19 protein-coding genes, 1 tRNA gene and 3 rRNA genes are annotated in these 25,946 nt (G+C 53.7%); 6 read left to right on the forward strand and 17 right to left on the reverse strand.

Features of this window, described 5'->3' with window-relative positions:
• Positions 1-114 precede the first annotated feature (114 nt).
• Genes AM329_RS16115 through AM329_RS16125 form a run of 3 tightly spaced genes read right to left on the reverse strand, consistent with a single transcriptional unit; the run spans position 115 to position 3,421 of the window.
• Positions 115-2,124: a DNA topoisomerase III gene (locus AM329_RS16115; protein ID WP_032608280.1), complete on the reverse strand. Its 2,010-nt coding sequence runs from the start codon at positions 2,122-2,124 to the stop codon at positions 115-117.
• Positions 2,125-2,139: 15 nt separating this feature from the next.
• Complete coding sequence (locus tag AM329_RS16120) at positions 2,140-2,694, reverse strand: hypothetical protein (protein WP_032608279.1); 555 nt, start codon at positions 2,692-2,694, stop codon at positions 2,140-2,142.
• Between the two features lies 1 nt (position 2,695).
• Complete coding sequence (locus AM329_RS16125) at positions 2,696-3,421, reverse strand: PFL_4669 family integrating conjugative element protein (protein ID WP_032608277.1); 726 nt, start codon at positions 3,419-3,421, stop codon at positions 2,696-2,698.
• Positions 3,422-3,489: 68 nt separating this feature from the next.
• On the opposite strand from AM329_RS16125, the gene AM329_RS25810 reads away from it, so the two are divergent.
• Positions 3,490-3,762, forward strand: a complete 273-nt coding sequence (locus tag AM329_RS25810; protein WP_127341289.1) for a hypothetical protein — start codon at positions 3,490-3,492, stop codon at positions 3,760-3,762.
• On the opposite strand, the gene AM329_RS16130 is transcribed toward AM329_RS25810, so the two are convergent.
• The 7 genes from AM329_RS16130 to AM329_RS16160 all read right to left on the reverse strand — a co-directional run bounded on the left by AM329_RS16130 (position 3,749) and on the right by AM329_RS16160 (position 10,567).
• Entirely contained in the window at positions 3,749-4,987 is a 1,239-nt protein-coding gene (locus AM329_RS16130) for an STY4528 family pathogenicity island replication protein (RefSeq protein WP_032608275.1), read from the reverse strand. The two genes, AM329_RS25810 and AM329_RS16130, sit on opposite strands and share 14 nt — an antisense overlap.
• 99 nt (positions 4,988-5,086) lie before the next feature.
• Positions 5,087-5,335 (reverse strand): hypothetical protein, encoded by a 249-nt coding sequence (locus tag AM329_RS16135; protein WP_004115572.1) that lies wholly within the window; start codon positions 5,333-5,335, stop codon positions 5,087-5,089.
• Positions 5,332-5,922 carry a DUF2857 domain-containing protein gene (locus tag AM329_RS16140; RefSeq protein WP_006777722.1) on the reverse strand — a complete coding sequence of 197 codons (591 nt, stop codon included), beginning with the start codon at positions 5,920-5,922 and terminating at the stop codon, positions 5,332-5,334. Before AM329_RS16140 ends, AM329_RS16135 begins: the two co-directional genes overlap by 4 nt.
• Positions 5,923-5,928: 6 nt before the next feature.
• A complete protein-coding gene (locus AM329_RS16145) occupies positions 5,929-6,639 on the reverse strand; it encodes a DUF2786 domain-containing protein (protein ID WP_032608272.1) in 711 nt (236 codons plus the stop codon).
• Entirely contained in the window at positions 6,632-8,332 is a 1,701-nt protein-coding gene (locus AM329_RS16150; RefSeq protein WP_032608271.1) for a ParB family protein, read from the reverse strand. The genes AM329_RS16145 and AM329_RS16150 overlap by 8 nt, the downstream gene beginning before the upstream one ends.
• Positions 8,329-9,699 (reverse strand): SPI-7-type island replicative DNA helicase, encoded by a 1,371-nt coding sequence (dnaB-PI, locus tag AM329_RS16155; protein WP_032608270.1) that lies wholly within the window; start codon positions 9,697-9,699, stop codon positions 8,329-8,331. Before dnaB-PI ends, AM329_RS16150 begins: the two co-directional genes overlap by 4 nt.
• The gene (locus AM329_RS16160) at positions 9,692-10,567 is read right to left on the reverse strand and encodes a ParA family protein (RefSeq protein WP_032608269.1); all 876 of its coding nucleotides are present in this window, start codon (positions 10,565-10,567) and stop codon (positions 9,692-9,694) included. Before AM329_RS16160 ends, dnaB-PI begins: the two co-directional genes overlap by 8 nt.
• Before the next feature lie 222 nt (positions 10,568-10,789).
• Here AM329_RS16160 and AM329_RS16165 point away from each other — a divergent pair, with 222 nt between their 5' ends.
• A complete protein-coding gene (locus AM329_RS16165) occupies positions 10,790-11,410 on the forward strand; it encodes a DUF2238 domain-containing protein (RefSeq protein ID WP_032608268.1) in 621 nt (206 codons plus the stop codon).
• Between the two features lie 95 nt (positions 11,411-11,505).
• On the opposite strand, the gene rrf is transcribed toward AM329_RS16165, so the two are convergent.
• The 4 genes from rrf to AM329_RS16185 all read right to left on the reverse strand — a co-directional run bounded on the left by rrf (position 11,506) and on the right by AM329_RS16185 (position 16,482).
• Positions 11,506-11,621, reverse strand: a 5S ribosomal RNA gene (rrf, locus tag AM329_RS16170).
• Between the two features lie 72 nt (positions 11,622-11,693).
• A 23S ribosomal RNA gene (locus AM329_RS16175) occupies positions 11,694-14,598 on the reverse strand.
• 182 nt (positions 14,599-14,780) lie between these two features.
• Positions 14,781-14,856: transfer RNA gene (locus tag AM329_RS16180), tRNA-Glu, on the reverse strand.
• An 84-nt stretch (positions 14,857-14,940) separates the two neighbouring features.
• A 16S ribosomal RNA gene (locus tag AM329_RS16185) occupies positions 14,941-16,482 on the reverse strand.
• The 16S, 23S and 5S rRNA genes sit together here with 1 tRNA gene alongside, the layout of an rRNA operon.
• Positions 16,483-16,967: 485 nt before the next feature.
• Here AM329_RS16185 and AM329_RS16195 point away from each other — a divergent pair.
• Positions 16,968-17,921, forward strand: coding sequence for a nickel/cobalt transporter (locus AM329_RS16195; RefSeq protein WP_032608267.1), 954 nt, complete (start codon positions 16,968-16,970; stop codon positions 17,919-17,921).
• A gap of 32 nt (positions 17,922-17,953) precedes the next feature.
• Here AM329_RS16195 and proP read toward each other — a convergent pair whose 3' ends face one another.
• Complete coding sequence (gene proP / locus AM329_RS16200; RefSeq protein WP_003860199.1) at positions 17,954-19,456, reverse strand: glycine betaine/L-proline transporter ProP; 1,503 nt, start codon at positions 19,454-19,456, stop codon at positions 17,954-17,956.
• 646 nt (positions 19,457-20,102) lie between these two features.
• Between proP and kdgT the strand changes: the two genes are divergently transcribed.
• Positions 20,103-21,095 (forward strand): 2-keto-3-deoxygluconate transporter, encoded by a 993-nt coding sequence (gene kdgT / locus AM329_RS16205; protein ID WP_003860201.1) that lies wholly within the window; start codon positions 20,103-20,105, stop codon positions 21,093-21,095.
• A gap of 35 nt (positions 21,096-21,130) precedes the next feature.
• Here kdgT and AM329_RS16210 read toward each other — a convergent pair whose 3' ends face one another.
• Entirely contained in the window at positions 21,131-22,009 is an 879-nt protein-coding gene (locus tag AM329_RS16210; RefSeq protein WP_032608266.1) for a diguanylate cyclase regulator RdcB family protein, read from the reverse strand.
• Entirely contained in the window at positions 22,006-24,360 is a 2,355-nt protein-coding gene (gene crfC, locus AM329_RS16215; RefSeq protein WP_032608264.1) for a clamp-binding protein CrfC, read from the reverse strand. Before crfC ends, AM329_RS16210 begins: the two co-directional genes overlap by 4 nt.
• Before the next feature lie 591 nt (positions 24,361-24,951).
• On the opposite strand from crfC, the gene AM329_RS16220 reads away from it, so the two are divergent.
• The gene (locus AM329_RS16220) at positions 24,952-25,287 is read left to right on the forward strand and encodes a zinc ribbon domain-containing protein YjdM (protein WP_003860206.1); all 336 of its coding nucleotides are present in this window, start codon (positions 24,952-24,954) and stop codon (positions 25,285-25,287) included.
• Between the two features lie 80 nt (positions 25,288-25,367).
• Positions 25,368-25,799, forward strand: coding sequence for a VOC family metalloprotein YjdN (gene yjdN, locus AM329_RS16225; RefSeq protein WP_003860208.1), 432 nt, complete (start codon positions 25,368-25,370; stop codon positions 25,797-25,799).
• Positions 25,800-25,946: the final 147 nt, after the last annotated feature.

Raw genomic sequence — 25,946 nt, forward strand, 5'->3', positions numbered from 1 at the left:
TTAAAGTTTACCTTACAGCACCGTGGCCAGCGGGGCACCTATGCATCAAAGCCTGGCAACAATAGCAGAACCCGGCCCGGGGTTGTACAGTGAAATAGTTCAATACTGCGCGGATTATTCTGTTTTAGCCTTAACCGATGTTTTTTTACGCTTCGCTGCTTTCTTCTTACCTGTACTGATAATTCCCTCACAGTCCGGATAGCGTATGCACCCCCAAAAATCACCATTTTTACCTTTACGTTTACGCGTGGGTCCTTTGCATAACGGGCAGGGAGGCGTGACGGGAGCAGTAATTTTCACACTGTCCTGGCGGCCTTTTTCGACAAGGTGACGGGTCCACTGCAGCTGCTTTTGCATAAAGACCGCAAGCGACATTTTCCCCTGCGAAATATCATCCAGTGCCTGCTCCCATAATGCGGTCATGCCCGGGCTCGTCAGCGTTTCCGGCAGGGCCGCAATCAGCTCCCGGGCCATCTGCGTTGAGTGGATGTGCTTCCCTTTTTTCTCCAGGTAGTGTCGTTTGAAGAGGGTTTCAAGCACAGCCGCACGCGTCGCCTCTGTGCCCAGACCGGCGTTATCACGCAGCACTTTCTTCAGCTTCGGGTCACTGACGAAACTGGCCGCGTTCTTCATGGCAGCAATCAGCGTCCCCTCCGTGAACGGTTTGGGCGGACTGGTTTTCATATCCTTAACCTCAGAACCGGTGACAGCGCAAATATCCCCTTTTGCCAGCGCCGGCAGCGCCATACTGTCACCGTCGACGTCCTCTTCATCGTCATCTTTTTCAGCCTGGAACAATGACTTCCAGCCCGTCACCACACCGACTTTCCCGCGTGTACGGAACAGCTGTCCACCGATATTGAAAGAGGCCTCCGTCACGTCAGATTCCTGCAGCGGAAGGAACTGGGCGAAATAATGCTGGCGAATCAGCTGGTAGACCTTCAGCTCATCGGCACTGAGGCGTGACAAATCAAATGCCTGTCGGGTGGGAATGATGGCATGGTGCGCGGTGATTTTTTTGTCATTCCAGACACGCGAGACAAACTGCCTGTCCAGCTGATTCAGTACCGGGGCCACAGCCGGATCGGATTTCGCCACTGCCGCCAGCACGTCGGATATTTCCTGCTGCATGGAAGTTGGCAGAAAACCGCAGTCTGTACGGGGGTAGGTGGTCGCTTTGTGGGTTTCGTAAAGTGACTGAGCAATGGCGAGCACATCATTTGCGCCCATGCCGAATTTTCGGGAACAGACCTGCTGAAGGGTGCCCAGGTCAAAACAGAGGGGTGCCGCCGTTTTCTCCCGCTTCTGTGTCACCTCCAGTACCGCAGCCCTGCCCTGCTGCTGACACAGCTGTCCCACCGCCCGGGCAGCCTGAGGATTGATGCAACGCTTTTCCTCATCACAGTACTGCTCAACGGGCACCCAGCCAGCCCGGAACCGGACGCCCTCTTTTTCAATAAGCGCATGTACCTGCCACCAGGGCTTTGGCACGAAGGACGTAATTTCATTATCCCGGTTAACCACCATGGCAAGCGTCGGCGTCTGTACCCGCCCGACGGACAGCACTTCTGACACCCCTGAGTCACGGGCTTTGAGAGTATAAAGGCGGGTCAGGTTCATACCGATGAGCCAGTCAGCCTGGCTCCGGCCCTTGCCGGCATCGTACAGCAGGGCTGTTTTTTCTCCGGGAAGAATATTGCCCAGTGCTTCCTTCACACTGGCCTCATCCAGGGCTGACAACCAGAGCCGGCGTACCGCGCCACTGTAGCGGCAGTATTCCAGCAGCTCACGCGCGATCACCTCGCCCTCGCGGTCGGCATCGGTGGCGATGACCACCTCAGAGGCCTTTTTGAGCAGCTTACTGATAACAGTGAACTGCGATTTTGTCTGCTCCTTGACGACCATTTCCCAGGTCTCAGGCAGCACAGGCAGGACATCGGCACGCCATGGCCTGCCATACTGCTCACCATAGGCTTCAGGGCTGGCAGTTTCGAGTAAATGGCCGACCGCCCAGGTCACAACGATGTTACCGCCGCTGATAAATCCCTGCTCACGCTTGCTGATACCCAGCACGCGGGCAATATCCTTTGCCTGTGATGGTTTTTCACACAGAAAGAGTTGCATGTGTTGCCTCCCGCATCAGCGTTTTTCACCCGCCGCAACAGCGCGGACATCATTCATCAGCTTCGTGACGCCGGACCCGGCCAGACGCTGTGATGATGATGAGCGATAGACAACATAGAGCCTGCTGCCGGACCCGTTTTTCTCGATTTCGATATCCAGGTGATCACGTTCGTTCCAGTCGGAGCCCATTTTGTAGTAGCTGCCCGGCATGGCGTCCCAGACGGGATGCGCATCATCTTCAGCCGCCGCTTTCCAGTCCCCGTCATTTGCGGCCTGCCGCAGTGCCTCAAGCTCCTGCGTGGATATAAATTTGTAATGGCGCTTCAGGCGGGCCGCCGCGGTATCCACATCGACCGGCACGGAGAACGTTTTATCGACGGACTTCATGGCCTGTTGCCCCGCCGGACTCATCAGCGGCATCCCGCCACTTTCTCCGCTGCTGTTGCCGCCCAACGTTTTTGTCAGGTTTGCGGCTGTGTCACTGACCTGTTTATTAATCGCAGCCCAGTCCGTTGTTGCGCATCCGCTCAGTAAAAAGAAGGAGGTGAGGAGGAACACAGGGCGAATCATATTATTCCTCCTCTGCTATGTTGTTTTTAAGCGGAGGTGAGAACGAAGAGCGTTTTTTACCGCTTAACACATCCGGATCAGGTTCGCCATTTCGCTCAATCGCAACAAGCCCTTGCGTGGTTTTTTCTGCAATATCACGGCGAGTCACTGCAAGTGTTCGGTAAGGCTGAATCACGCCATAGACCTGACGAACAGCATGGCCACCATTGTCCAGGATAGTGTCACGTTGCGAACGCGAAATCAGTCCGTAATGAAAAGCCTGGAAAGCTTTCATTGCTAACTGATCATATCCAACCAGAAGCCATACGCACCGGTATCCTAACGGTGAACGGCTGAAAACGCTGATATTTAACGGATCGGCTGATTCAACTTCCGAGAGCGTTACCCCTTTGGGTACGGCTGACAATCTGGCATCCAGTGAACTGACGTTTTCATTAATTTTAAGTGTTGCTCGTTGCAGGGCTTCTTCGAGCCGTACCAGAGCCATATCGGCATAGGGATTATCTGCCGCTGAGTCTCGGGAAGCATTACCAGCTCGCGCAATAGCTTGCGGCATGCTGATTATTTCAGGCCTCTTTTTTTTCACCCCTGTCTCGTCCGGAGCATCACGTTTCCTGCCCTCCCAAAGCCGGATTGCATAATGTGTATGGAGCAGGATATTAACAGAGGACTGTAGGGCCCCCGCTCGTGAAGCGGTTGTTCCGCCCTTTGTTTTACCATCAGACATGTCTAACGCCTCTCTTTAGTGGGTAATGAGTTTTGACACGCTTGAGATAGTCCGGGCGAGAGGGGTATATGAACAACTTAAAACCAGATCGTCACCATTACAAATTTGCAGGACCTTCATCTCTTTTATGGCGAAGAAATATTGCCTGGCTTTTAACCACTGTTGCCACTGGCAACAGTGCTCGCTTTTTAGCCAGTGTTGCCACTGGCAACAGTGCTTACTTTTTAGTCAGTGTTGCCACTGGCAACAGCGCTCACTTTTTAGCCAGCATTTTTGCTGACAAAAGTGCAAGACTTCATGCGCCGCTGCCTGTAAAAATCTGCAATCTCATGAATTTATGATTTTTTCCCGAATTTTCTTCACCAGATCCCTGATATTTTCCTCCGATACCGGGCGGGCAGAGGCGCGTGGTTCGGGTTTCCATCGTTGCTGTTCGGGACGCTGAACTGTTTTTTGCCCGACACTGTCAGATATATCGCCACCCTGACGGGGCGCGTATAACCTGCCCTCACGCGCCTTCTTCATCACGGCCAGCAACCAGCCTACCGGGTTGCTGAGCTGCTGGCGTGCCATCACCTTTTGCAGGCTGAGCAGCACAAGTTGTGCCTGCTCCTCAGGCAACGCCTGCAGCTGTGCGGTCAGCATGGCAATATCTTCTGCCGGAACAAGTTCATGCAGACTGTCGGGAAGCACAGGTTTACCCGGTACGTACGTATTTTTATTCACACTGTGTGTGATACTACGTACGTAATGGTTCGGTTTCCGAACCCGGCCATAACTGCCTGTTTTTACTGGCAGTACGGATTCCGAACTCAGTGAATTGTTGTATCTTTCTGGGCTGAGTTCGGTATCCGAACCCTGTTTTTTAGCGACGATTCCTGGCCGTTTATGACTGAGTTCGGTTTCCGAACCCGGTGCGGGACAGGGTATTCGGTGATGATGTTTCGCCATCTGGCTGGGCGTCTGTGGGCGGTCCAGACGCGATTCGATCAGCGCAAGATGGCTGCGATAATGGCGCATGGTGGGGTCGTTTTTTATATCGTCGAGCACTTCGCGGGCGGTCTGGCTGATAGTCCGGTTTTTACTCAGGCAGGCATCCGCTACCGTATCAAGGAAGCGGGGGTCGAGCATTTCCGCATCGCTGAACGTCAGGGGCTCATCGTGCTGAGCATAGATATTCCCCCGCACCCGCCCTTTATCATCCCGCACGCGTTTACAGAGGCTGAGCCAGCCGGTTATTCGCAGCATAAGCAGGACGCGGCTTACCGTTTCCCTTGAGGCGTTCCCCTTTCCGGGTGAGGCAAGCTGCAGCTGCAGTTCGTCATAGCTGGGGAAAACCGCCCCCTCATTATTTTGTGCATACAGCCGGATCATCATCCAGCCCATCTTGTCCAGTGGTGACAACCGCGTGTCGAGCAACAGCCGGCGGGGAATGGAATCATGCACATTTCCGGTAAACAGCAGGCCGTTACGTATCCTGCCATCATCCCGCCGGGGACTGGCCGCAAGGCGGGCATTCATTTTATCCAGCGTATAAGCAATCAGGCTTTCTGCAGGCAGACTCATTATTTTTCCTTTTCGGCCGCCATCACGGCCGTTCTGAACTGTCAGTATGCTTAGTACTGCACCCGCGTACGGGTGCAGGGTAAACAGGCTGTCATGCTGCTATTTCCGTATGGCGCTGTTATAGCGTTCGTGGCTGAGAAGAAGCCATGTCCGGCCTTCGTTGCGACTCAGCAGACGCCAGAACGGGCCGAGATCGATTTTGTAGTAACCGCAGCCTTTCTCATCGAGCCGGGTGTAATTACGCGCCCCCTGCCGGAAACGGCGAACCTGACGTAACGCCTTCTGACAGCATTGCGGCGGCGTACCATGGGGAGCCCGCAGGCCCGGCGCAACCATCCTGTATTTCATGCCGTCTTCCTTACCGGCGTTCGTGCCGGAGAAGGCTGCCGGGTCTTGTGCCAGCCACGGACCGCATGCCAGACCGACGTCAGCGAGACGTTCATCTGTTCTGCAGCCAGCATCATCACGTCCAGCCCGTCAGCACTTTCCGCATCTTCAACGCCGGACTTTTGCCACTGACGCCACAGGGCGGCGTTTTCCTCATCACCCAGTGCGTTACCGCGCCCCGGCCGGACATCGATACCGGCAATACGACGGCGGGCCGCCACGTCCGTACTGGAGAGCCCGAAGTAATTGGCCATCAGTTCAATGGAGCCGCCCAGCGCCAGCGCCCGATCGATACGCTGGAGTCGTTTCTGTTCAGTCCGGGCCTGCTGCAGCATGCGCACCAGATTGCCGTGATTGATGCCCACACTGATGATCGACACCTCACTGCCGGAAAGGTAGTGAAGCTCTTCGAGCGAGAGCCCCTGCAGCATCTGCATTTCCTCGCGGTTCAGTCCCAGCGATTCGCAGCGGCGGAGATAGCCACTTCTGAGATCCATAACCAGCTGCATCAATAATCCGTTTGCAGCCTGAGATAAACTGTTCATCATTCCCCCTTAATCCTGACGGTAACCAATGGCTGCCGGACCCCGGCCGCTGACACCCTGATGAAGACGGGCATTTTGTCCGGCTTCATACCCCTGATAACGTGCTGTATCCGCCCCGCGGCAGGCTTTCAGTTCACGGGTTGTGACTGTTTTCATACTGCGGCTTTCCAGCCAGTGGCTCATCACCTGCTGCTCCTCGCTGCTGATGTCAGTTGCCGATATCACCTCACGCACCCCACATACCCAGCCGTTACGGAACTGCTCCGCTCTCGCCCGGCGTGTGGCCAGTTTCAGCCGCTTACTCTGGGTTTTGAGATAAGAATTTGTGGCATCTTTCAGCTGGCGCGTCAGCACATCAAAGGCATAGGCTGCTATCTCAGGTTTTTCACTGAATCCGTAAAAGGTTACCGAACGGCGATACCCGGCAGAGGTCTGACGCCATGAGTAATAAGCCTGGCAGCCAAAGGCATGACAGACGCCCCGGACAAGGGTCACCATCCATTCCGGAACTTTTTCAGCATCCGAAGGGGCCGTGCGGGAAGACGCTTCGCGCACGGATGTAAGGCCGGCGTCAAGCTCGCTGATACCGTATCTGGCCATCAGCTTCTGGGCACGCTGCAGAGCCAGTCCTGCCTCATGGGCATTACTGTTGCTGCGGCCCAGCTTCAGCAGTTTCCTGACAAGATTCAGCAGTCGCAACTGTCGCTGTGAGTTATTCATCACTGTTATCCTCCCCGTACTTCAGACCGCGTTGCAGCTCCCGGAGACGGCGCATAACGCGCATCAGGCGGAGCAGTTTCAGAGCATCTTCATCTGTCAGGACAGGTGCTTCCCCCTCACCCGGGCCGCCGGTGAAAAGCTCCGGCAGACCACACACCCCTGCCGCCGGATGCAGCACAGGCGCTTCGCCGGTCAGGCCCAGCAGAAATGCGGCGGCTTCAGAACACACCTCACCTGCCCCGACGTAACCGGCAGACGTGTCCTTGTCGCGTTGAGGAAGAATTTCATCTTCGCAGCCAAGGACCTCACCCAGCTCCCATGCCAGACGAAAAGCGGTATTCTGCAGGTGTTCGATATCGTCCTGATGGGCCGGCACATGCCAGATGCTGTCATTAGTCACCGGCGCGTCATCCTGCAGGACAACTTCAGGTTCTGGTGTTAAAAGAGAAAGCAGGCCATCCTCCCCATTGTCCTCTTCTCCGCCATTCTCTTCTCCGTACCCATTGGAGAGGGTAACCAGCCCGCTAACATCCCCGCTCTCACCTGAAATAACCGGCGCGGCACCGTACATATCTGGCTGAACCTCATGCCGGGGGGGCTCATTAATCGGTGTTTCAGAAGGAGAAGACGCATTACCCGGAACGGGCGTTACAGCCCCTCCTGAGACCTCAGGACGTGAACTGGAGACAGGTAGCGGGACGCCTTCACTCTCATCTGAGCCTGTGGTATGCAGGGCGTGATCAGCATTAACAGGCTTGTTTGCGGCGGGAAAGGCAACCGTCTCCGGCTCGCCAAAATGATGTCTGCGGTTGCGTTCTTTAGGATCGAGTTCCATCATCCAGCGGTCATAGTCCAGTTCCGGATGGGGTAACGCCTGCAGTAAATCACCAATAAATTCATCGCGAAACATCTCCAGAGACCACAGTTCCGGGGAGTTGAAACGGCCACAACACTGGCCAAAAACGTCGCTGAAGGATTTGTCGCCTGTGTCTGAAATCAGGCAAAATTCATCCCACACGCGTTCCGCATCATGCCGGAGCGCCAGCAGTGACGTTATTTGTGGCCTGCCAAGCCCGGACTCAAGCAGGTCTGGGATCCACGGATAAAGATATTTCAGCGCATCTTCCATACGGCTGACTGTTGAGTAATGGACTGGCAAACCTTCATGGGTCAGTAGCTCTGACAACTGACGCAACGAAACCGTCTTTCCCATCTGCTCTTCATATATAGAGCGGGCTTTGTGGATCCCCTGCGCTTTTTCAATAAAACTCAGCTCCCCGCGCACTTCATTCTCTGCCAGATGGCCAATAACACACTGCAGCCGTCCCGGCCACGGCTTGAACAACACATGGACGCGGAAAAACCGGTCTTCTCCGGTTTCCTGCCACAGTTCTGACAGGATCTGATAACGTGTATTACCCCCGTCGCTGAAGATGTACATATCGGGCTCACCATCCGGGTCACGGGTGACTTTGGGCACGGTGTCCAGCCCGCGCGAACGGATGGAAGCCTTGATATCGTCATAACGCGGATTGCGTGATGTTCGCGGATTATCAGGATTCGGGCTTAACTGGTCGAGCGTCAGGACCATGGGCATTTCAGCCGCCGGCATGACGCTGATATTGCCGGCCGCCTGCGACTGGCGTCCGGGCTGCAGCATGGCAGCCCCCACATTAGAACTTTTACGGCTCATGCCTGTTTCCTCCCGCTGCGGTAACCGAAGTCATAGCTGCCTTCCTGAAACTCCGAAAAGAGGGTGTAACGCCCGTCAAATTTGACTTTTACCGTGCCGGTTGGCCCCTGCCGCTGCTTGCCGACAATGATCTCAGCCACCCCGGCATCAGGGGTGCCGGGGTTATAAACCTCATCCCGGTAAATAAACATGATGAGGTCCGCATCCTGCTCCAGCGCACCGGAGTCACGCAGGTCACCATTATTGGGGCGTTTATCGGCCCGCTGCTCCACCAGGCGGTTGAGCTGGGAAAGCGCCAGTACCGGACAGCCCAGCTCTTTACCGAGCGCCTTAAGCGAGCGGGAAATTTCCGCTATTTCCTGCGTGCGGTTTTCCTGCTCGGGGGAGCGGACAAGCTGCAGATAGTCCAGCATGATGAGAGAGGGTCTGCCGTATTTGCGGACATAGCGTCGGGCGCGGGCGCGCAGTGTGGCCGGGGTCTGGTAACTGGTATCATCAATGATCAGACGGTTTTTCCACTCAATAATGCGACCGGTTGCCTCGGACACGCGAGCCCAGTCTTCATCATCCATGTTGCCGCTGCGAAGCCGGGACAGTTCCACCCGGCCTTCCATCGCCAGCAGGCGCATCATCAGCTGCTCTGAGGGCATTTCAAGACTGAACACAAAGACGTTATCGTCAGGTTTTGCGCTCACGGCCGCTGTGCAGGCGGCCATGGCCAGCGACGTTTTCCCCATAGAAGGACGGGCGGCCAGCAGGGCCAGATCGCCGGGCTGGAGACCACAGGTCATCGCGTCCAGTTCACTGAACCCTGTCGGTGTCCCGGTGAGGCCGTCACTGGCGGACATGCTTTCCAGCTGCGTCAGCAGTTTATCCAGCGCCTCGTTAACGCCGGTCTCACTGTTGAGCTGCATGGCTCCCTGTTCGGCAATGTTAAACAACTTACCTTCGGCCGACTCAAGAATGCCCGCCGAGCTGGCTTTCGGGGCCTGCACATCGGAAAGAAGACTGTTACCCACAGTCATCAGCTGCCGCAGGCGGCTTTTCTCCGCCACCACCCCGGCGTAAGCCAGGATATTGGCTGCAGACGGCGTGTTTTTACTCATTTCAGCCAGATAAGCAAAGCCGCCACACTGTTCAAGGTCGCCTCTGTTCTCCAGCCGTTCCGTAATAGTGATGAGATCGAGCGGTAGCCCTTCTCCGGCCAGCTCAGCCATCACGCGAAAGACCATACGGTGCGGCCGAGAAAACAAATCTTCCGGGGAGATTTGCAGTATCACCTCATCCCACCGGTCGTTATCAAGCATCAGTCCGCCCAGTACGGCCTGCTCAGCCTCATAAGAGCAGGGCATCATCATCTCAGACATGACGCACCTCCCGGGTCAGAACGTCACTGAAATGGCTCTGCCACTCGGGGAACAGTTCAGACGCGAGGTCGTGCATGGTGACGGCTGCGGCCGGACCTTTGCGGCGTGTTTTGTATTCCAGACGATGCACGGGCTGCTGCTTGACGTGCCCCAGTTTGAAAATATCCAGCGCCTCGATACGGGTATCGAGTAAACGATAAACGTCACGGTTGCCCAGCGCAGAGGCGTCGTAATGTTTTTCGTTAATGATGGCGGCAAGACCGTCCATTGCTTCACGGTCAAGCAGAGTGTTTTCGATACAGTTGACGAGAATGGAAATATCAGGAAGGCGAATACCGTAATTTTCATAGGTTTTCAGGCGGGTAAGCATATGAAGGGAGCCGCGGATAAATTCACGGACATCCGGAAGGATGGGTTTAACAACGCCCATCACATTACCGGTAGAGGAAAGGAGGGAAAGCTCGGTCATGACGCCTGTTGCGCCTTTCGAATCCACAATAATGACGTCATAACGGTTAAAGAAAGAATGCTGAAGTATGTTACGCAGGCGCAGACGGCCGTCTGCAGCGTGGAGCATCGCGGTCGGCAACAGTTCGTCCGGGTCGTTAGAGTAGATGACATCGAGATTTTTTATGGCGGTCTGCGAAATGCATTGCGTATGGTCACTGACCATCTGCATCAGCAATTCATAGAGACCGAAAGGGGATTCATGCTCCAGCGCGAAGATACTGCTGGCTGTGGGCTGGGAATAGTCTGCATCCACAAGAAGGGTGTTCAGGCCGGCATCGGCAAGAAAACCGGCAAGGTAAGCAGCAAACGTGGATTTGCCTTCTCCACCTTTGGGAGAGATAACGGGAAGTATTTTCATTTTGCACACTCTTTACAGTATGCAAATACGCCTGTTTACAAACTATTAACTTTGACTCAGGGATTGAAAATCCCCGTGTCCTTGGTTCGATTCCGAGTCCGGGCACCACTATTTAAAGAACCCAGCCTATGGCTGGGTTTTTGCTTTTCTGTCCCCGCTACGCATTGAATTTTCCCTTCTGTCAGGTAATAGTGATTTTTTTTTCCTGACAATGAAAATGATATGACCTTATCTGCTTTAAAAGCCGGGTCACTGCTCCTGCTGATGATCCTGTTTTATACCGGCCTGTTCACGAGCGATCGCGTCACCTGGTTGATGGAGGTGACGCCCGTCATTATCATCATCCCACTTCTGCTTGCCACACACCGGCGATACCCTTTGACTCCCCTTCTCTATACTCTGGTTTTCTTCCACGCCATCATTCTGATGGTTGGTGGAATGTACACCTACGCAAAGGTTCCGGTTGGTTTTGAGGTTCAGGAGATGCTCGGGCTTAGCCGAAATCCGTATGACAAGCTCGGTCACTTCTTCCAGGGGCTGGTTCCCGCACTGGCAGCGCGAGAAATTCTGCTGCGCGGTGGGTATGTTCGTGGACATAAGATGACGGGGTTTCTGGTGTGCTGTGTTGCTCTGGCCATTAGCGCCACCTATGAACTCATTGAGTGGTGGGCTGCTTTGGCGATGGGACAGGGTGCGGATGATTTTCTGGGGACGCAGGGCGATCCATGGGATACCCAGTCTGATATGTTTTGCGCGCTGCTTGGTGCGTTAACGACGGTGCTGATCCTTGGGCGTTTCCATCAGCGGCAATTGCGTCGTTTGAATGTGGATAGTGCGCTCTGAGTTGCCGGATGGCGGCTTCGCCTTACGGCCTGCCGTTTTTCAGCAAACAAACGCAAAAAGGCCATCCTTGCGGATGGCCTCTTCACTTGTTTGATGCCTGGCAGTTCCCTACTCTCACATGGGGAGACCCCACACTACCATCGGCGCTACGGCGTTTCACTTCTGAGTTCGGCATGGGGTCAGGTGGGACCACCGCGCTAAAGCCGCCAGGCAAATTCTGTTAATCTGTATCAGGCTGAAAATCGTGTCTGTCTCTCGTTCGCCAAAACATCTTCGGCGTTGTAAGGTTAAGCCTCACGGTTCATTAGTATCGGTTAGCTCAACGCATCGCTGCGCTTACACACCCGACCTATCAACGTCGTCGTCTTCAACGTTCCTTCAGGAGACTCAAGGTCTCAGGGAGAACTCATCTCGGGGCAAGTTTCGTGCTTAGATGCTTTCAGCACTTATCTCTTCCGCATTTAGCTACCGGGCAGTGCCATTGGCATGACAACCCGAACACCAGTGATGCGTCCACTCCGGTCCTCTCGTACTAGGAGCAGCCCCCCTCAATTCTCCAGCGCCCACGGCAGATAGGGACCGAACTGTCTCACGACGTTCTAAACCCAGCTCGCGTACCACTTTAAATGGCGAACAGCCATACCCTTGGGACCTACTTCAGCCCCAGGATGTGATGAGCCGACATCGAGGTGCCAAACACCGCCGTCGATATGAACTCTTGGGCGGTATCAGCCTGTTATCCCCGGAGTACCTTTTATCCGTTGAGCGATGGCCCTTCCATTCAGAACCACCGGATCACTATGACCTGCTTTCGCACCTGCTCGCGCCGTCACGCTCGCAGTCAAGCTGGCTTATGCCATTGCACTAACCTCCTGATGTCCGACCAGGATTAGCCAACCTTCGTGCTCCTCCGTTACTCTTTGGGAGGAGACCGCCCCAGTCAAACTACCCACCAGACACTGTCCGCAACCCGGATCACGGGTCTACGTTAGAACACCAGCCATTAAAGGGTGGTATTTCAAGGGCGGCTCCACGCAGACTGGCGTCCACGCTTCAAAGCCTCCCACCTATCCTACACATCAAGGACCAGTGTTCAGTGTCAAGCTATAGTAAAGGTTCACGGGGTCTTTCCGTCTTGCCGCGGGTACACTGCATCTTCACAGCGAGTTCAATTTCACTGAGTCTCGGGTGGAGACAGCCTGGCCATCATTACGCCATTCGTGCAGGTCGGAACTTACCCGACAAGGAATTTCGCTACCTTAGGACCGTTATAGTTACGGCCGCCGTTTACCGGGGCTTCGATCAAGAGCTTCGCGTTGCCGCTAACCCCATCAATTAACCTTCCGGCACCGGGCAGGCGTCACACCGTATACGTCCACTTTCGTGTTTGCACAGTGCTGTGTTTTTAATAAACAGTTGCAGCCAGCTGGTATCTTCGACTGATTTCAGCTCCGCCCGCAGGGGCTTCACCTACATATCAGCGTGCCTTCTCCCGAAGTTACGGCACCATTTTGCCTAGTTCCTTCACCCGAGTTCTCTCAAGCGCCTTGGTATTCTCTACCTGACCACCTGTGTCGGTTTGGGGTACGATTTCGTGTTACCTGATGCTTAGAGGCTTTTCCTGGAAGCAGGGCATTTATCACTTCAGCACCGTAGTGCCTCGTCATCACACCTCAGCGTTAATAAGGTACCGGATTTACCTGGAACCTCCGCCTACATGCTTAAACCGGGACAACCGTCGCCCGGCTGACATAGCCTTCTCCGTCCCCCCTTCGCAGTAACACCAAGTACAGGAATATTAACCTGTTTCCCATCGACTACGCCTTTCGGCCTCGCCTTAGGGGTCGACTCACCCTGCCCCGATTAACGTTGGACAGGAACCCTTGGTCTTCCGGCGAGCGGGCTTTTCACCCGCTTTATCGTTACTTATGTCAGCATTCGCACTTCTGATACCTCCAGCATGCCTCACAGCACACCTTCAACGGCTTACAGAACGCTCCCCTACCCAACAACGCATAAGCGTCGCTGCCGCAGCTTCGGTGCATGGTTTAGCCCCGTTACATCTTCCGCGCAGGCCGACTCGACCAGTGAGCTATTACGCTTTCTTTAAATGATGGCTGCTTCTAAGCCAACATCCTGGCTGTCTGTGCCTTCCCACATCGTTTCCCACTTAACCATGACTTTGGGACCTTAGCTGGCGGTCTGGGTTGTTTCCCTCTTCACGACGGACGTTAGCACCCGCCGTGTGTCTCCCGTGATAACATTCTTCGGTATTCGTAGTTTGCATCGGGTTGGTAAGCCGGGATGGCCCCCTAGCCGAAACAGTGCTCTACCCCCGAAGATGAGTTCACGAGGCGCTACCTAAATAGCTTTCGGGGAGAACCAGCTATCTCCCGGTTTGATTGGCCTTTCACCCCCAGCCACAGGTCATCCGCTAATTTTTCAACATTAGTCGGTTCGGTCCTCCAGTTAGTGTTACCCAACCTTCAACCTGCCCATGGCTAGATCACCGGGTTTCGGGTCTATACCCTGCAACTTAACGCCCAGTTAAGACTCGGTTTCCCTTCGGCTCCCCTATACGGTTAACCTTGCTACAGAATATAAGTCGCTGACCCATTATACAAAAGGTACGCAGTCACACCCGAAGGTGCTCCCACTGCTTGTACGTACACGGTTTCAGGTTCTTTTTCACTCCCCTCGCCGGGGTTCTTTTCGCCTTTCCCTCACGGTACTGGTTCACTATCGGTCAGTCAGGAGTATTTAGCCTTGGAGGATGGTCCCCCCATATTCAGACAGGATACCACGTGTCCCGCCCTACTCTTCGAGTTCACAGCATGTGCATTTTCGTGTACGGGACTATCACCCTGTACCGTCGGACTTTCCAGACCGTTCCACTAACACACAAGCTGATTCAGACTCCGGGCTGCTCCCCGTTCGCTCGCCGCTACTGGGGGAATCTCGGTTGATTTCTTTTCCTCGGGGTACTTAGATGTTTCAGTTCCCCCGGTTCGCCTCGTTAACCTATGTATTCAGTTAACGATAGTGTGTCGGAACACACTGGGTTTCCCCATTCGGACATCGCCGGGTCAAGGGTTCATATCACCTCGCCGGCGCTTTTCGCAGATTAGCACGTCCTTCATCGCCTCTGACTGCCAGGGCATCCACCGTGTACGCTTAGTCGCTTAACCTCACAACCCGAAGATGTTTCACTTCTGATTGCGAAAATTTGAGAGACTCGAACACACATGAGCTGTGTGTCGTTTCAATTTTCAGCTTGATCCAGATTTTTAAAGAGCAAATATCTCAAACGTGACTCGCAAGTCAGTTTTGAGATATGACGGCAGGTGACTTTCACTCACGAACCAGCAAGTGGCGTCCCCTAGGGGATTCGAACCCCTGTTACCGCCGTGAAAGGGCGGTGTCCTGGGCCTCTAGACGAAGGGGACGTACAGTCTCAATCGCAAGACGCCTTGCTATTTACTTTTCATCAGACAATCTGTGTGAGCACTACAAAGGCAGGTTCTTTAAGGTAAGGAGGTGATCCAACCGCAGGTTCCCCTACGGTTACCTTGTTACGACTTCACCCCAGTCATGAATCACAAAGTGGTAAGCGCCCTCCCGAAGGTTAAGCTACCTACTTCTTTTGCAACCCACTCCCATGGTGTGACGGGCGGTGTGTACAAGGCCCGGGAACGTATTCACCGTGGCATTCTGATCCACGATTACTAGCGATTCCGACTTCATGGAGTCGAGTTGCAGACTCCAATCCGGACTACGACGCACTTTATGAGGTCCGCTTGCTCTCGCGAGGTCGCTTCTCTTTGTATGCGCCATTGTAGCACGTGTGTAGCCCTACTCGTAAGGGCCATGATGACTTGACGTCATCCCCACCTTCCTCCAGTTTATCACTGGCAGTCTCCTTTGAGTTCCCGGCCTAACCGCTGGCAACAAAGGATAAGGGTTGCGCTCGTTGCGGGACTTAACCCAACATTTCACAACACGAGCTGACGACAGCCATGCAGCACCTGTCTCAGAGTTCCCGAAGGCACCAAAGCATCTCTGCTAAGTTCTCTGGATGTCAAGAGTAGGTAAGGTTCTTCGCGTTGCATCGAATTAAACCACATGCTCCACCGCTTGTGCGGGCCCCCGTCAATTCATTTGAGTTTTAACCTTGCGGCCGTACTCCCCAGGCGGTCGACTTAACGCGTTAGCTCCGGAAGCCACGCCTCAAGGGCACAACCTCCAAGTCGACATCGTTTACGGCGTGGACTACCAGGGTATCTAATCCTGTTTGCTCCCCACGCTTTCGCACCTGAGCGTCAGTCTTTGTCCAGGGGGCCGCCTTCGCCACCGGTATTCCTCCAGATCTCTACGCATTTCACCGCTACACCTGGAATTCTACCCCCCTCTACAAGACTCTAGCCTGCCAGTTTCGAATGCAGTTCCCAGGTTGAGCCCGGGGATTTCACATCCGACTTGACAGACCGCCTGCGTGCGCTTTACGCCCAGTAATTCCGATTAACGCTTGCACCCTCCGTATTACCGCGGCTGCTGGCACGGAGTTAGCCGGTGCTTCTTCTGCGGGTAACGTCAATCGACAAGGTTATTAACCTTATCGCCTTCCTCCCCGCTGAAAGTACTTTACAACCCGAAGGCCTTCTTCATACACGCGGCATGGCTGCATCAGGCTTGCGCCCATTGTGCAATATTCCCCACTGCTGCCTCCCGTAGGAGTCTGGACCGTGTCTCAGTTCCAGTGTGGCTGGTCATCCTCTCAGACCAGCTAGGGATCGTCGCCTAGGTGAGCCGTTACCCCACCTACTAGCTAATCCCATCTGGGCACATCCGATGGCAAGAGGCCCGAAGGTCCCCCTCTTTGGTCTTGCGACGTTATGCGGTATTAGCTACCGTTTCCAGTAGTTATCCCCCTCCATCAGGCAGTTTCCCAGACATTACTCACCCGTCCGCCACTCGTCAGCGAAGCAGCAAGCTGCTTCCTGTTACCGTTCGACTTGCATGTGTTAGGCCTGCCGCCAGCGTTCAATCTGAGCCATGATCAAACTCTTCAATTTAAAAGTTTGATGCTCAATGAATTAAACTTCGTAATGAATTACGTGTTCACTCGTTGAGACTTGGTATTCATTTAGCGTCCGAGGACGTTAAGAATCCATGTCACTTTGAGTGCCCACACAGATTGTCTGATAAATTGTTAAAGAGCAGTTGCGACGCGCTTCAGCGCTCTGTCGCGAGGTGGCATATATTACGCTTTCCTCTTTCAGAGTCAACCCTGATTTTCAGGATTTTTTCTCTTCAACCGACCGGGTTGTTTGTGAAGTGATTCACATCCGCCGTGTCGATGGAGGCGCATTATAGGGAGTTCCCGAGCGACCGCAACAGAAAAGTTGCAAAAAAATGACTGATTGCTGTATTCCCCAGCAAAACCCCGCCTTATACCTTTTTACGCACAGACTTATCCACAATCCATTGACGATCCCGGTGTGATCCAGCGATTTGAACACTATACTAGCGGCAAATATTTCTCTCGCGGGTCAACCTCATGACGACACAACGACTTCAACGTGACTGGCGTCTCCCAACTGCCGGGCTCGCCGTGCTGGTGTTACTTATGGCAGGTTTTGCACTGCATGAGCACTGGAATGCTTTTATTCAGTGGTGCCTCGCCACCCAGATCACCCTGCACCGTTATCTGGTGATGTATTTGCTGCAACTTAATAATCATCAGTACAGCGGTGGGCTGTGGTTGTTAACCGGTGCGTTTCTTTATGGTGTACTCCATGCCGTTGGACCGGGACACGGCAAATTCATCGTCACCACGTATCTCACCACCAATAAAGAGAGCCAGCTCGCGGCGCGCGTCGTACCGTTTATCGGTAGCCTGATGCAGGGCGTCAGCGCAATCGCCTTTGTCTTTATCCTGGCGGTTGGATTGAACCTCGCGTCAGGGGATATCAGCACCAGCCGTTGGTACGTCGAGAAAATCAGCGCCCTACTGATTGCCGCCTTCGGTGCATTTATCATTTATCAGGCGCTCAGCAGCCTGCGTCCGCGCAAAATGGCGATTAGCGCCATCAAGCCGCTTCACCAGCATAATGAACATTGTGGCTGCGGCCATCACGGCGTAGGGGTGGATCTGGCTAAAAGCGACTGGAAAACCCGTCTGGGCGTGGTGCTGGCCATAGGCGCACGCCCGTGCAGCGGGGCAATTATGATCCTGATGTTCTCGAATGCGCTCGGCATTATTAGCTGGGGGATTGCTGCTGTGATGACAATGTCGCTGGGCACGGCGCTGTCGATTATGGGGCTGTCGCTGGCAGTACGTTACGCACGTGAACGCACAGTAGCCTGGTTTGGTGGCGGCACGTCCCTGAACTGGATAATGCCGATGGTCAAAATTGCCGGAGGGGTTGTTCTGATACTGTTCGCGACGGTCCTGTTCCTGACGGTGATCCCCGTCAGCGCTGGCGGCGACTACATCGCCGCAGGATGCTAATAAAAGAAAACCCGCCAGCGGCGGGTTTTTTATCACTCGTTAATTCTCGGATGCTGGTCAACCAGGCGAGAACGTTTTTTCTGGAGCGCCTCGATCTCTGCGTCAATATCTTCAATCTTCTGCTCTACATTATCGTAGTGCTCACGCAGGATCTCTTTCGCTTCCTGAATATCAGACGCCGCAGGCGTTGCCCCTTTCAGGGGACGATTCGCCGTCTCCTTCATGGTAATACCGGTAATCAGGCCGACCACCGCAATGACCATCAGATAGTAAGCAGGCATCATCAGGTTCTGCGTGCTCTCCACCAGTGAAGCAGCAAGTGTCGGCGTCAGGCCCGCAATCAGAACGGAGATATTAAAGGCTGCCGCCAGCGCACTGTAGCGAATATGCGTCGGGAACATTGCCGGCAGCGTAGAAGCCATCACCCCGATGAAGCAGTTGAGGATCACCGCCAGCATCAGCAGACCGGCGAAAATCAGCCCCAGCACATTGCTGTTAATCAGAATAAAGGCCGGAATTGCCAGTGCGAACAAGGCGACGCTGCCGAGAATAATGAATGGCTTACGGCCAAAGCGGTCGCTCAACAGACCCATAATCGGCTGCACAAACAGCATACCTACCATGATGGCGATAATAATCAGCACACCGTGGTCTTCCGAGTAGTGCAGGTTATGCGACAGGTAGCTCGGCATGTAGGTCAGCAGCATGTAATAGGTGACGTTGGTGGAAATCACCAGACCAATACAGGTCAGCAGGCTGCGCCAGTGTTTGGTCGCAATCTCCTTGAACGACACTTTCGGGCCATCCTGTAACCCTTCACGGTCACCCTGCTCCAGCTTTTCAACGTGCTGCTGGAACGCAGGCGTCTCTTCCAGGGCGTGACGCAGGTAAAGCCCAATGATGCCCAGCGGCAGCGCCAGGAAGAACGGAATACGCCAGCCCCAGTCAAGGAAGTTCTCTTCACCCACTACGGTTGAAATCAGAACCACAACCCCCGCGCCCATGACGAATCCGGCAATCGAACCAAAGTCCAGCCAGCTGCCCATAAAGCCGCGTTTACGGTCCGGAGAATACTCGGCGACAAAAATCGATGCACCGGTATATTCGCCGCCAACGGAGAAGCCCTGCGCCATCTTACAGATCAACAGCAGAATCGGCGCCCATATACCAATGGTCGCATAGGACGGAATAAGGCCGATACAGAATGTACTTATCGACATGATGACAATAGTAATAGCCAGGATTTTCTGGCGACCATATTTATCACCCAGCATGCCGAAGAAAAGACCACCAAGAGGGCGAATCAGGAAGGGAACGGAGAACGTACCCAGCGCGGCAATCATCTGCAAGCTGGGATCGGCACCGGGGAAGAACACTTTACCAAGTGCATAGGCCACAAAGCCGTAAACACCAAAATCGAACCACTCCATCGCATTACCGAGCGAGGCCGCTGTAATCGCTTTGCGCAGTTTCGCGTCATCAATAATGGTGACATCGCGCAGCGTGATGGGTTTTACTTTTTTCCTTCTAAGCATAGCTTTCCTCGTAGACTCAGCCCCGTCCGTTTCACAGCGCATTTTGCAAGCTGTGAACCAGAGATCCGCTCCATGCGAATCTCCTTATTCAAGCGTAGCAGGTTTACTTACATTGACGTTTTACCTCAATACAACCGAACCTGTTGACGCCTGTCTGGGCAGTTAAAGACCTTTTTACCCTACCAGCGTTTATATATGTGATCAACTTCACATATATTTTTCCTGTTCGTAAGATGCCTTCAGCTTTTGTCAATTCACGATAAGTAAGGTCATTCTCAACCCCCTTATCAAACAGATCTTAACGCCCGTTATTATTCATTCCCAAACAAAATACAATCACATTTCTTCACAGCGAATTTACACAAAATTTAATTATTAATCGTGGGCAATCCTGTTTCCATTCAATATGTGACGGAGATAACTAAAACAGCGTTTCGTTTTCATTGAATCGCAATTCCAAAGATCGCATGATAAATCCGAACACGATATCTCAGCGGCTTTCAAATGAAGGAATACTGAACGCCTTAATTTCACTTTACAGCATAAGTAACGAATCGATTGGCCTCTAAAAAGGCAATCATTTGAATTTGTTGATCTATTTTTTGAGATTTCCGCCAGCCACGCGGGCGAGATGTGAGGGTTAATGATGAAGATTAAAGCAACTATAGAACGCATCCCGGGCGGGATGATGCTGGTCCCGCTGGTACTTGGCGCGATATTAAATACGCTGGCCCCGAATACCGGTGCTTATTTTGGCGGTTTTACAAAAGGTATGATCACCGGAACGGTACCGATTCTGGCAGTCTGGTTCTTTTGCATCGGCGCATCTATTAACTTGCGTGCAACAGGTACGGTATTACGTAAATCAGGGACGTTGGTCATTACTAAAATTGCGGTCGCCTGGGTTGTTGCCATGATCTGTGCGATGTTCATTCCGGAGAATGGAATTCAGACTGGCTTCTTCGCCGGATTATCCGTTCTGGCCATTGTCTCAGCAATGGATATGACCAACGGCGGTCTCTATGCCAGCCTGATGAATCAATATGGCACCAAAGAAGAATCGGGCGCGTTCGTGCTGATGTCCCTGGAGTCGGGTCCACTGATGACGATGTTGATTCTGGGTTCTGCTGGCCTTGCCTCCTTTGAACTACACCATTTTGTCGGGGCGATCCTGCCGTTCCTGATTGGTTTTGCGCTGGGTAACCTCGATCACGATCTGCGCGATTTCTTCAGCAAAGCCACCCCGGTACTGATCCCGTTCTTCGGCTTCGCGTTGGGCAATACCATCAACCTGAACGTAATTCTGGAAACCGGCCTGCTGGGTATTGTGCTGGGTGTTGCCGTCATCGTCATCACGGGTATTCCGCTGATTATTGCAGACCGCGTCATCGGGGGCGGCAACGGAACCGCGGGTGTGGCCGCCTCTTCGGCCGCAGGCGCTGCGGTAGCCAACCCGGTGATTATCGCCCAGATTAACCCGGCCTTTGAACCCGTAGCCGCTTCCGCCACGGCTCTGGTTGCCGCCAGCGTGATTGTGACGGCAATTCTGGTCCCTATCATCACGGCACTGTACGCCAGACGCTTTGGGCATGTGCCTGAGTCCCGGACAGAACATGAAGCGGTAGAAATGCACCACTAACCCTTTCGCCCCCCTCTTTAAAAAGAGGGGGGCAATCACGTACCAAATATCTCTTCCACCATGCCATCCACAAGCCGTTTTGCCGAACAGAGTCTTGGCATCCCCAGCGCGACCGTTTGCCAGCTCTGCGTCGCTGACCAGCTCACCGGATGTTTTTCCGCCTGACACCAGTCCCCCAGCCAGCCCAGCATATCTTTATAATCAATCAGACCGGGAGAAGCGGGCGTCGTCAGCCACTGATGGTAAAAATGCCGGGTGGTGGGAGAAGCATTAATCTCCTGTGCCAGATAATTTGCGGCCATGCTGCGCAGGTTATCTTTCAGCATGGCCGCCACATCACTATTCGCCAGACGACAGGCATCGCCAAACGCCCCCCAGCGCAACTCTTCCAGCACGATAAAGCAGCGGCCAGCCAGCGACCAGCCGTCATACTGCCCGGCTCGCCAGCGGGTAAAAATTTGCTCGCTGTGCTCACCCGCCTGAACCGTAAGGCCTCGCTGCGCGAGCGCTTTCTCTTTATAGGCGGCACGCTGGTTGAAATGTGCGGAGAGCTCCTCGTACTGTTGCAACAATCCGGGAGGTTGAGGGAGGCGTGGATTCACCTGCTGGCGCAGGGCTACCAGCCTGTCGGACATACGGGTCAGCGCAAGGTGTCCGGGGTCGAGCATACCGGCAAGTTTCTCCGCCAGACCCAGCCGCAGTGCTGCATTTTCGTTGAGCATTCCCGCCATTGCCCACGGCCGCAGCCGGGTCTGCGTAATGATCTCCTGCGTCAAACGCTCACGAAATTGTAGTTGCTGTGGCCCCAGGAGGGCGTGACGTGCAGCATCCGCCCCCTGGACCAAATCGACCATAAATTTTGGATGAATACACTCCAGCGTCCGCCCGGGACCGTCCAGTAGCTGTGTTGTCATGGTTGCTCTGCCGCGAATAAGGTTTGAATATCATCGCGTAACAGTCGGGTATCTTCCTGAATCCACGCCGCAGTGGTCATACTTTGCTTCAACAACTGGCTAAGCGCCCGGGTTGAATGCTCATTCTGCTGCCGAACGGCAAGGCTATCACGCAAGCTTTCCTGTAACCCGGTCAGGCACAACGAAAACTCTGCAAAGAACGTTGCCATACCTGCCGTAACAGAGACATCGACCTGCGCGGCCAAAGCTTTACGAATTTGATCGCAAAACTGATCGGTATGTTGCGTAAATTTGCCATGAAGCTGAGCGATGTCGATGACATAGCGTGTGCGCGTCACGACATACTCCTCCCAGCCCCAGCCGGGATTATTGAGCCAGCGCGAGACGGTATTACGTACGCTGCCTGCCCCTGCTGGCTGACTGGCGGGAGGGGTGTCCTGCACAATGGCATCATTAAATAACCCGCGCGTATTGAAATTAAGCTGGTTTGCCTGAAACGCCGGGAAGCTAATCCGCGCCCGAAATCCGGCATGACTGAGCTGTTCCTTAATTCGCGTCTCGATGGGTCGCATCGCCTCATTCAACGATCGGGCGAGCGTAGACTCCAGCTGATCGAAGCGTAACGCCAGCTCCCGGCCAATTCTGCTCTGCGCATTCAGCATAATCTGCTCGCATGACGATCGGATCTTGCTCAGGACAATCTGCGCCTGCCCTTCATCGTCAAGCACCAGCTGCTGGATCGCATCCGCGTCGTCTTCACGCAAACTGGATGGCTCGCGGCCTGCTAAGTCAAGAATAGACGGGCGGCTAAAAATGTCGCCCAGCGCCTGGTGAAGTTCATCTTTCTGGCGAAGCAGAAAAGCATCCGTTGCGTTGAGCGCCTCTTCAACTTCATGCTGGACCTCATCGCTCACCACGCTCTGCCGCTGACGCAGCATCGTCATATCCTCTTCCAGGCGCGCAATATTCAGCTCCAGCTCATCAAAAGCGACCGTCAGTCCCTGATGGCGAAAGTCCAGGTATTCTCTGGCATTTTGCGCATAGTTCAGCAGCTTATGCGATGCCGACCGTAAAGCGAACAGTGAGGCGTTGGCGTAAGCCGCGTAAATCAGTTTGCGGATGGGCTGTTCGAACAGCGAATCCTCCCACAGCAGATCCGCCGCATGGCGAATATGGTCAATATCGTCCAGGTCGGCCGTTCGCCAGCGGCGGCCCAGCGCGGCCTCGGCAAAATCCTGTACCCAACGCTGATCCTGATGATCGGGAAGGCGCCCATGGACGTTCATCTCATAGCGGGCGCGGTTTGCCAGATAGGCCCACATGGAAGAGACCGGATAAATTTGCCCCGGAGAAATATTCCCTTTCATCAGCGTGCCGGAAATCATCGCCCGCACCTGCTCTTCATCGTCGCTATTACGATCTTTCTGATCGAATTTGTTGACCAGGGCGTAAAGCGGCACGGATTTCCCGGCAGCCGAAATTGCCTGACGAACCTCAGCATCAGAAATGGATTTAAGCTGGGTGTAGTCCATCACCGCCAGAACGGCGGAGGCGCGCGCCAACTGCTCATTGAGCATTTTTTGCAGGTGCGGCTGACCGGCCTCGTTCGGCCCCGGCGTGTCGAGCAGCGTCAGTTGCCCCAGGTGCGCATCCAGACCGGCGAGATGCACAAACTCCACCTCAATCACCGGAATATGTTCAATCGCGGCATACTCAGAGAACGGAAACTCCACGCCTAGCGCCTGAGAAAGCCGCACCAGATCGTTCAGGCTTTTCAGACAATGAAAGATGGGCTCCGCGCCCAGGTGATGTTTTTCAAACGCCTCACCTCTTTCTATGCGCTCCAGCAGCGTATTCATGTCCTTGTCGATTTCCAGACGCCGCGCCAGCTTGCCGCGATCTTTATCGCACAGTTTTTTCTGCAACTGGGTAATCAGGGTATCGATGGGCGAAACGTGCAAAAAATGCAGCACCGGCTCCTTCTGGCCCGGCGTATGGCGGATCAGCGTGGGAAGCGCCGTCATCGGACGATTGCGGTTCGGCAGCACTTCCGTGCCCACAATCGCATTAATGGTGGTCGATTTTCCCGCTTTCATGGTACCCACAATCGCCAGTACCATTTCGAGGCGGGTTATTTTGCGTAATTCATTATTCAGCATCGCCTGCTGAGCGTCGACACCTCGTGCGCTAAAATGCAATGGCAAAACGTTGTTATTAACGCCGCTCATGGCAGCGGTTGTGCTATCCAGTTTTGCAATCGGCATAGATTTTAATGAATCAAGATTGTTCAGAGCGAGCTGTAACAAACGTTCAGCTTCCTGGCTTAATTCAAATATGGTCTGTGTGTGCATGATAAAAGCCTTCCCTTAACGCAAATTTATTACTTTTATTAAGCCACGATGTTTTAATTATACTTTTCAGGCTTATATGATCACGTATGGAAAACATGTTCATTTAATACAACTAACTGAAGATAATGAGAATTTAAAACCCACCCTCGTAATACGTGTAAAACATCCCCTGGCCAGAAAGCCAAAAGTGAATAGACAAAACGCATTTTCAGGAAACATCAGGATATATCATCGTTATTTACCCACCAAAAAAGAGAGGTATTCCCTGACGCCAAAAGATGTATGTCGTCAGAGGAGGGTAGATAAATAACGGCTTGTTCCTTCACCTTATCCGAAATGGCACAGCGTAGCAATTTGCTGTAATAAAATATTCGATACATTTAGCATGATTACGATCTCTGCCGTTCAGGGCATACGCTTCTCTTAATTCACTGACAGTTCGTGTCATCGCTTGCGCATTTATGCGCTATTTTTATAAAACAATATCACCGACAAAAGTGGGGATTTGCGTTATACTCGCTGCCTTTTTCGGCACACTGCCGTCATTTAGCTGGCGTTTTCCAGCGTGTTAACACTTTTGAGGATACCCACATGCAACTTCCACACTGCCCGAAATGCAATTCTGAATACACCTATGAAGACAATGGCATGTTCGTTTGCCCGGAATGCGCCCATGAATGGAACGATGCGGAGCCTGCGCAGGACAGCGATGCGCTGATCGTGAAAGACGCGAATGGCAACCTGCTGGCAGACGGCGACAGCGTTACCGTTGTGAAAGATCTTAAGGTAAAAGGCAGCTCCTCCATGCTGAAGATCGGCACTAAAGTTAAAAATATCCGTCTGGTTGAAGGCGATCATAATATTGACTGCAAAATTGACGGCTTCGGTCCGATGAAACTGAAATCTGAGTTCGTGAAAAAGAACTGATTGTCCCGCCCGGTGACGCTTCGCTTACCGGGCGTTCGGGAACTACACTTAACGGGCTTTTCTTACGTGAGGTAAAGATTATGCCGTTAAGTCCCTACATCTCTTTCGCCGGCAACTGTGCGGAGGCGACGGCCTTCTATCAGCAGGCCGTCGGCGCAGAACTCCTCTACAAAATCACCTTCGGCGAAATGCCCAAAGACGAAAACAGCGAAGAAGGCTGTCCGTCAGGCATGAACTTCCCGGATACCGCCATCGCCCACTCTAATGTCCGCATTGCCGGCAGCGATATCATGATGAGCGATGGTCTGCCACCCGGTAGCAGCACGCAGTACGCCGGATTTACGCTGGTGCTCGACACGCAGGACGTGGATGAAGGCAAACGCTGGTTCGACAACCTCTCTGATGGCGGCAATGTCGAAATGGCCTGGCAGGAGACTTTCTGGGCGCACGGATTCGGGAAAGTCACCGATAAATACGGCGTGCCGTGGATGATTAATGTCGTTAAATCATAGGCCGCATAAGCGCAGCGCATCCGGCAACAGCGCCCGGTCGCGCTGCGCTGGCCGGGCCTAGGGTGATTGTCATCAAACTCCCCTCAACTCTTCAAACTCCCGCAACCAACACTTAACCTGAATGTCATATTGATGCGCCAGCATGAG

Origin of the sequence: Enterobacter cloacae complex sp. AR_0002 (assembly GCF_001922365.1) — a bacterium.
Taxonomy (GTDB): Bacteria; Pseudomonadota; Gammaproteobacteria; order Enterobacterales; family Enterobacteriaceae; genus Enterobacter; species Enterobacter hormaechei_C.

Bases quoted from the DNA above. Each gene is read 5' to 3' on its own strand.
- AM329_RS16115 (WP_032608280.1), bottom strand. From the start codon at position 2,124: ATGCAACTCTTTCTGTGTGAAAAACCATCACAGGCAAAGGATATTGCC.
- AM329_RS16120 (WP_032608279.1), bottom strand. From the start codon at position 2,694: ATGATTCGCCCTGTGTTCCTCCTCACCTCCTTCTTTTTACTGAGCGGA.
- AM329_RS16125 (WP_032608277.1), bottom strand. From the start codon at position 3,421: ATGTCTGATGGTAAAACAAAGGGCGGAACAACCGCTTCACGAGCGGGG.
- AM329_RS25810 (WP_127341289.1), top strand. From the start codon at position 3,490: ATGAACAACTTAAAACCAGATCGTCACCATTACAAATTTGCAGGACCT.
- AM329_RS16130 (WP_032608275.1), bottom strand. From the start codon at position 4,987: ATGAGTCTGCCTGCAGAAAGCCTGATTGCTTATACGCTGGATAAAATG.
- AM329_RS16135 (WP_004115572.1), bottom strand. From the start codon at position 5,335: ATGAAATACAGGATGGTTGCGCCGGGCCTGCGGGCTCCCCATGGTACG.
- AM329_RS16140 (WP_006777722.1), bottom strand. From the start codon at position 5,922: ATGATGAACAGTTTATCTCAGGCTGCAAACGGATTATTGATGCAGCTG.
- AM329_RS16145 (WP_032608272.1), bottom strand. From the start codon at position 6,639: ATGAATAACTCACAGCGACAGTTGCGACTGCTGAATCTTGTCAGGAAA.
- AM329_RS16150 (WP_032608271.1), bottom strand. From the start codon at position 8,332: ATGAGCCGTAAAAGTTCTAATGTGGGGGCTGCCATGCTGCAGCCCGGA.
- dnaB-PI (WP_032608270.1), bottom strand. From the start codon at position 9,699: ATGTCTGAGATGATGATGCCCTGCTCTTATGAGGCTGAGCAGGCCGTA.
- AM329_RS16160 (WP_032608269.1), bottom strand. From the start codon at position 10,567: ATGAAAATACTTCCCGTTATCTCTCCCAAAGGTGGAGAAGGCAAATCC.
- AM329_RS16165 (WP_032608268.1), top strand. From the start codon at position 10,790: ATGACCTTATCTGCTTTAAAAGCCGGGTCACTGCTCCTGCTGATGATC.
- AM329_RS16195 (WP_032608267.1), top strand. From the start codon at position 16,968: ATGACGACACAACGACTTCAACGTGACTGGCGTCTCCCAACTGCCGGG.
- proP (WP_003860199.1), bottom strand. From the start codon at position 19,456: ATGCTTAGAAGGAAAAAAGTAAAACCCATCACGCTGCGCGATGTCACC.
- kdgT (WP_003860201.1), top strand. From the start codon at position 20,103: ATGAAGATTAAAGCAACTATAGAACGCATCCCGGGCGGGATGATGCTG.
- AM329_RS16210 (WP_032608266.1), bottom strand. From the start codon at position 22,009: ATGACAACACAGCTACTGGACGGTCCCGGGCGGACGCTGGAGTGTATT.
- crfC (WP_032608264.1), bottom strand. From the start codon at position 24,360: ATGCACACACAGACCATATTTGAATTAAGCCAGGAAGCTGAACGTTTG.
- AM329_RS16220 (WP_003860206.1), top strand. From the start codon at position 24,952: ATGCAACTTCCACACTGCCCGAAATGCAATTCTGAATACACCTATGAA.
- yjdN (WP_003860208.1), top strand. From the start codon at position 25,368: ATGCCGTTAAGTCCCTACATCTCTTTCGCCGGCAACTGTGCGGAGGCG.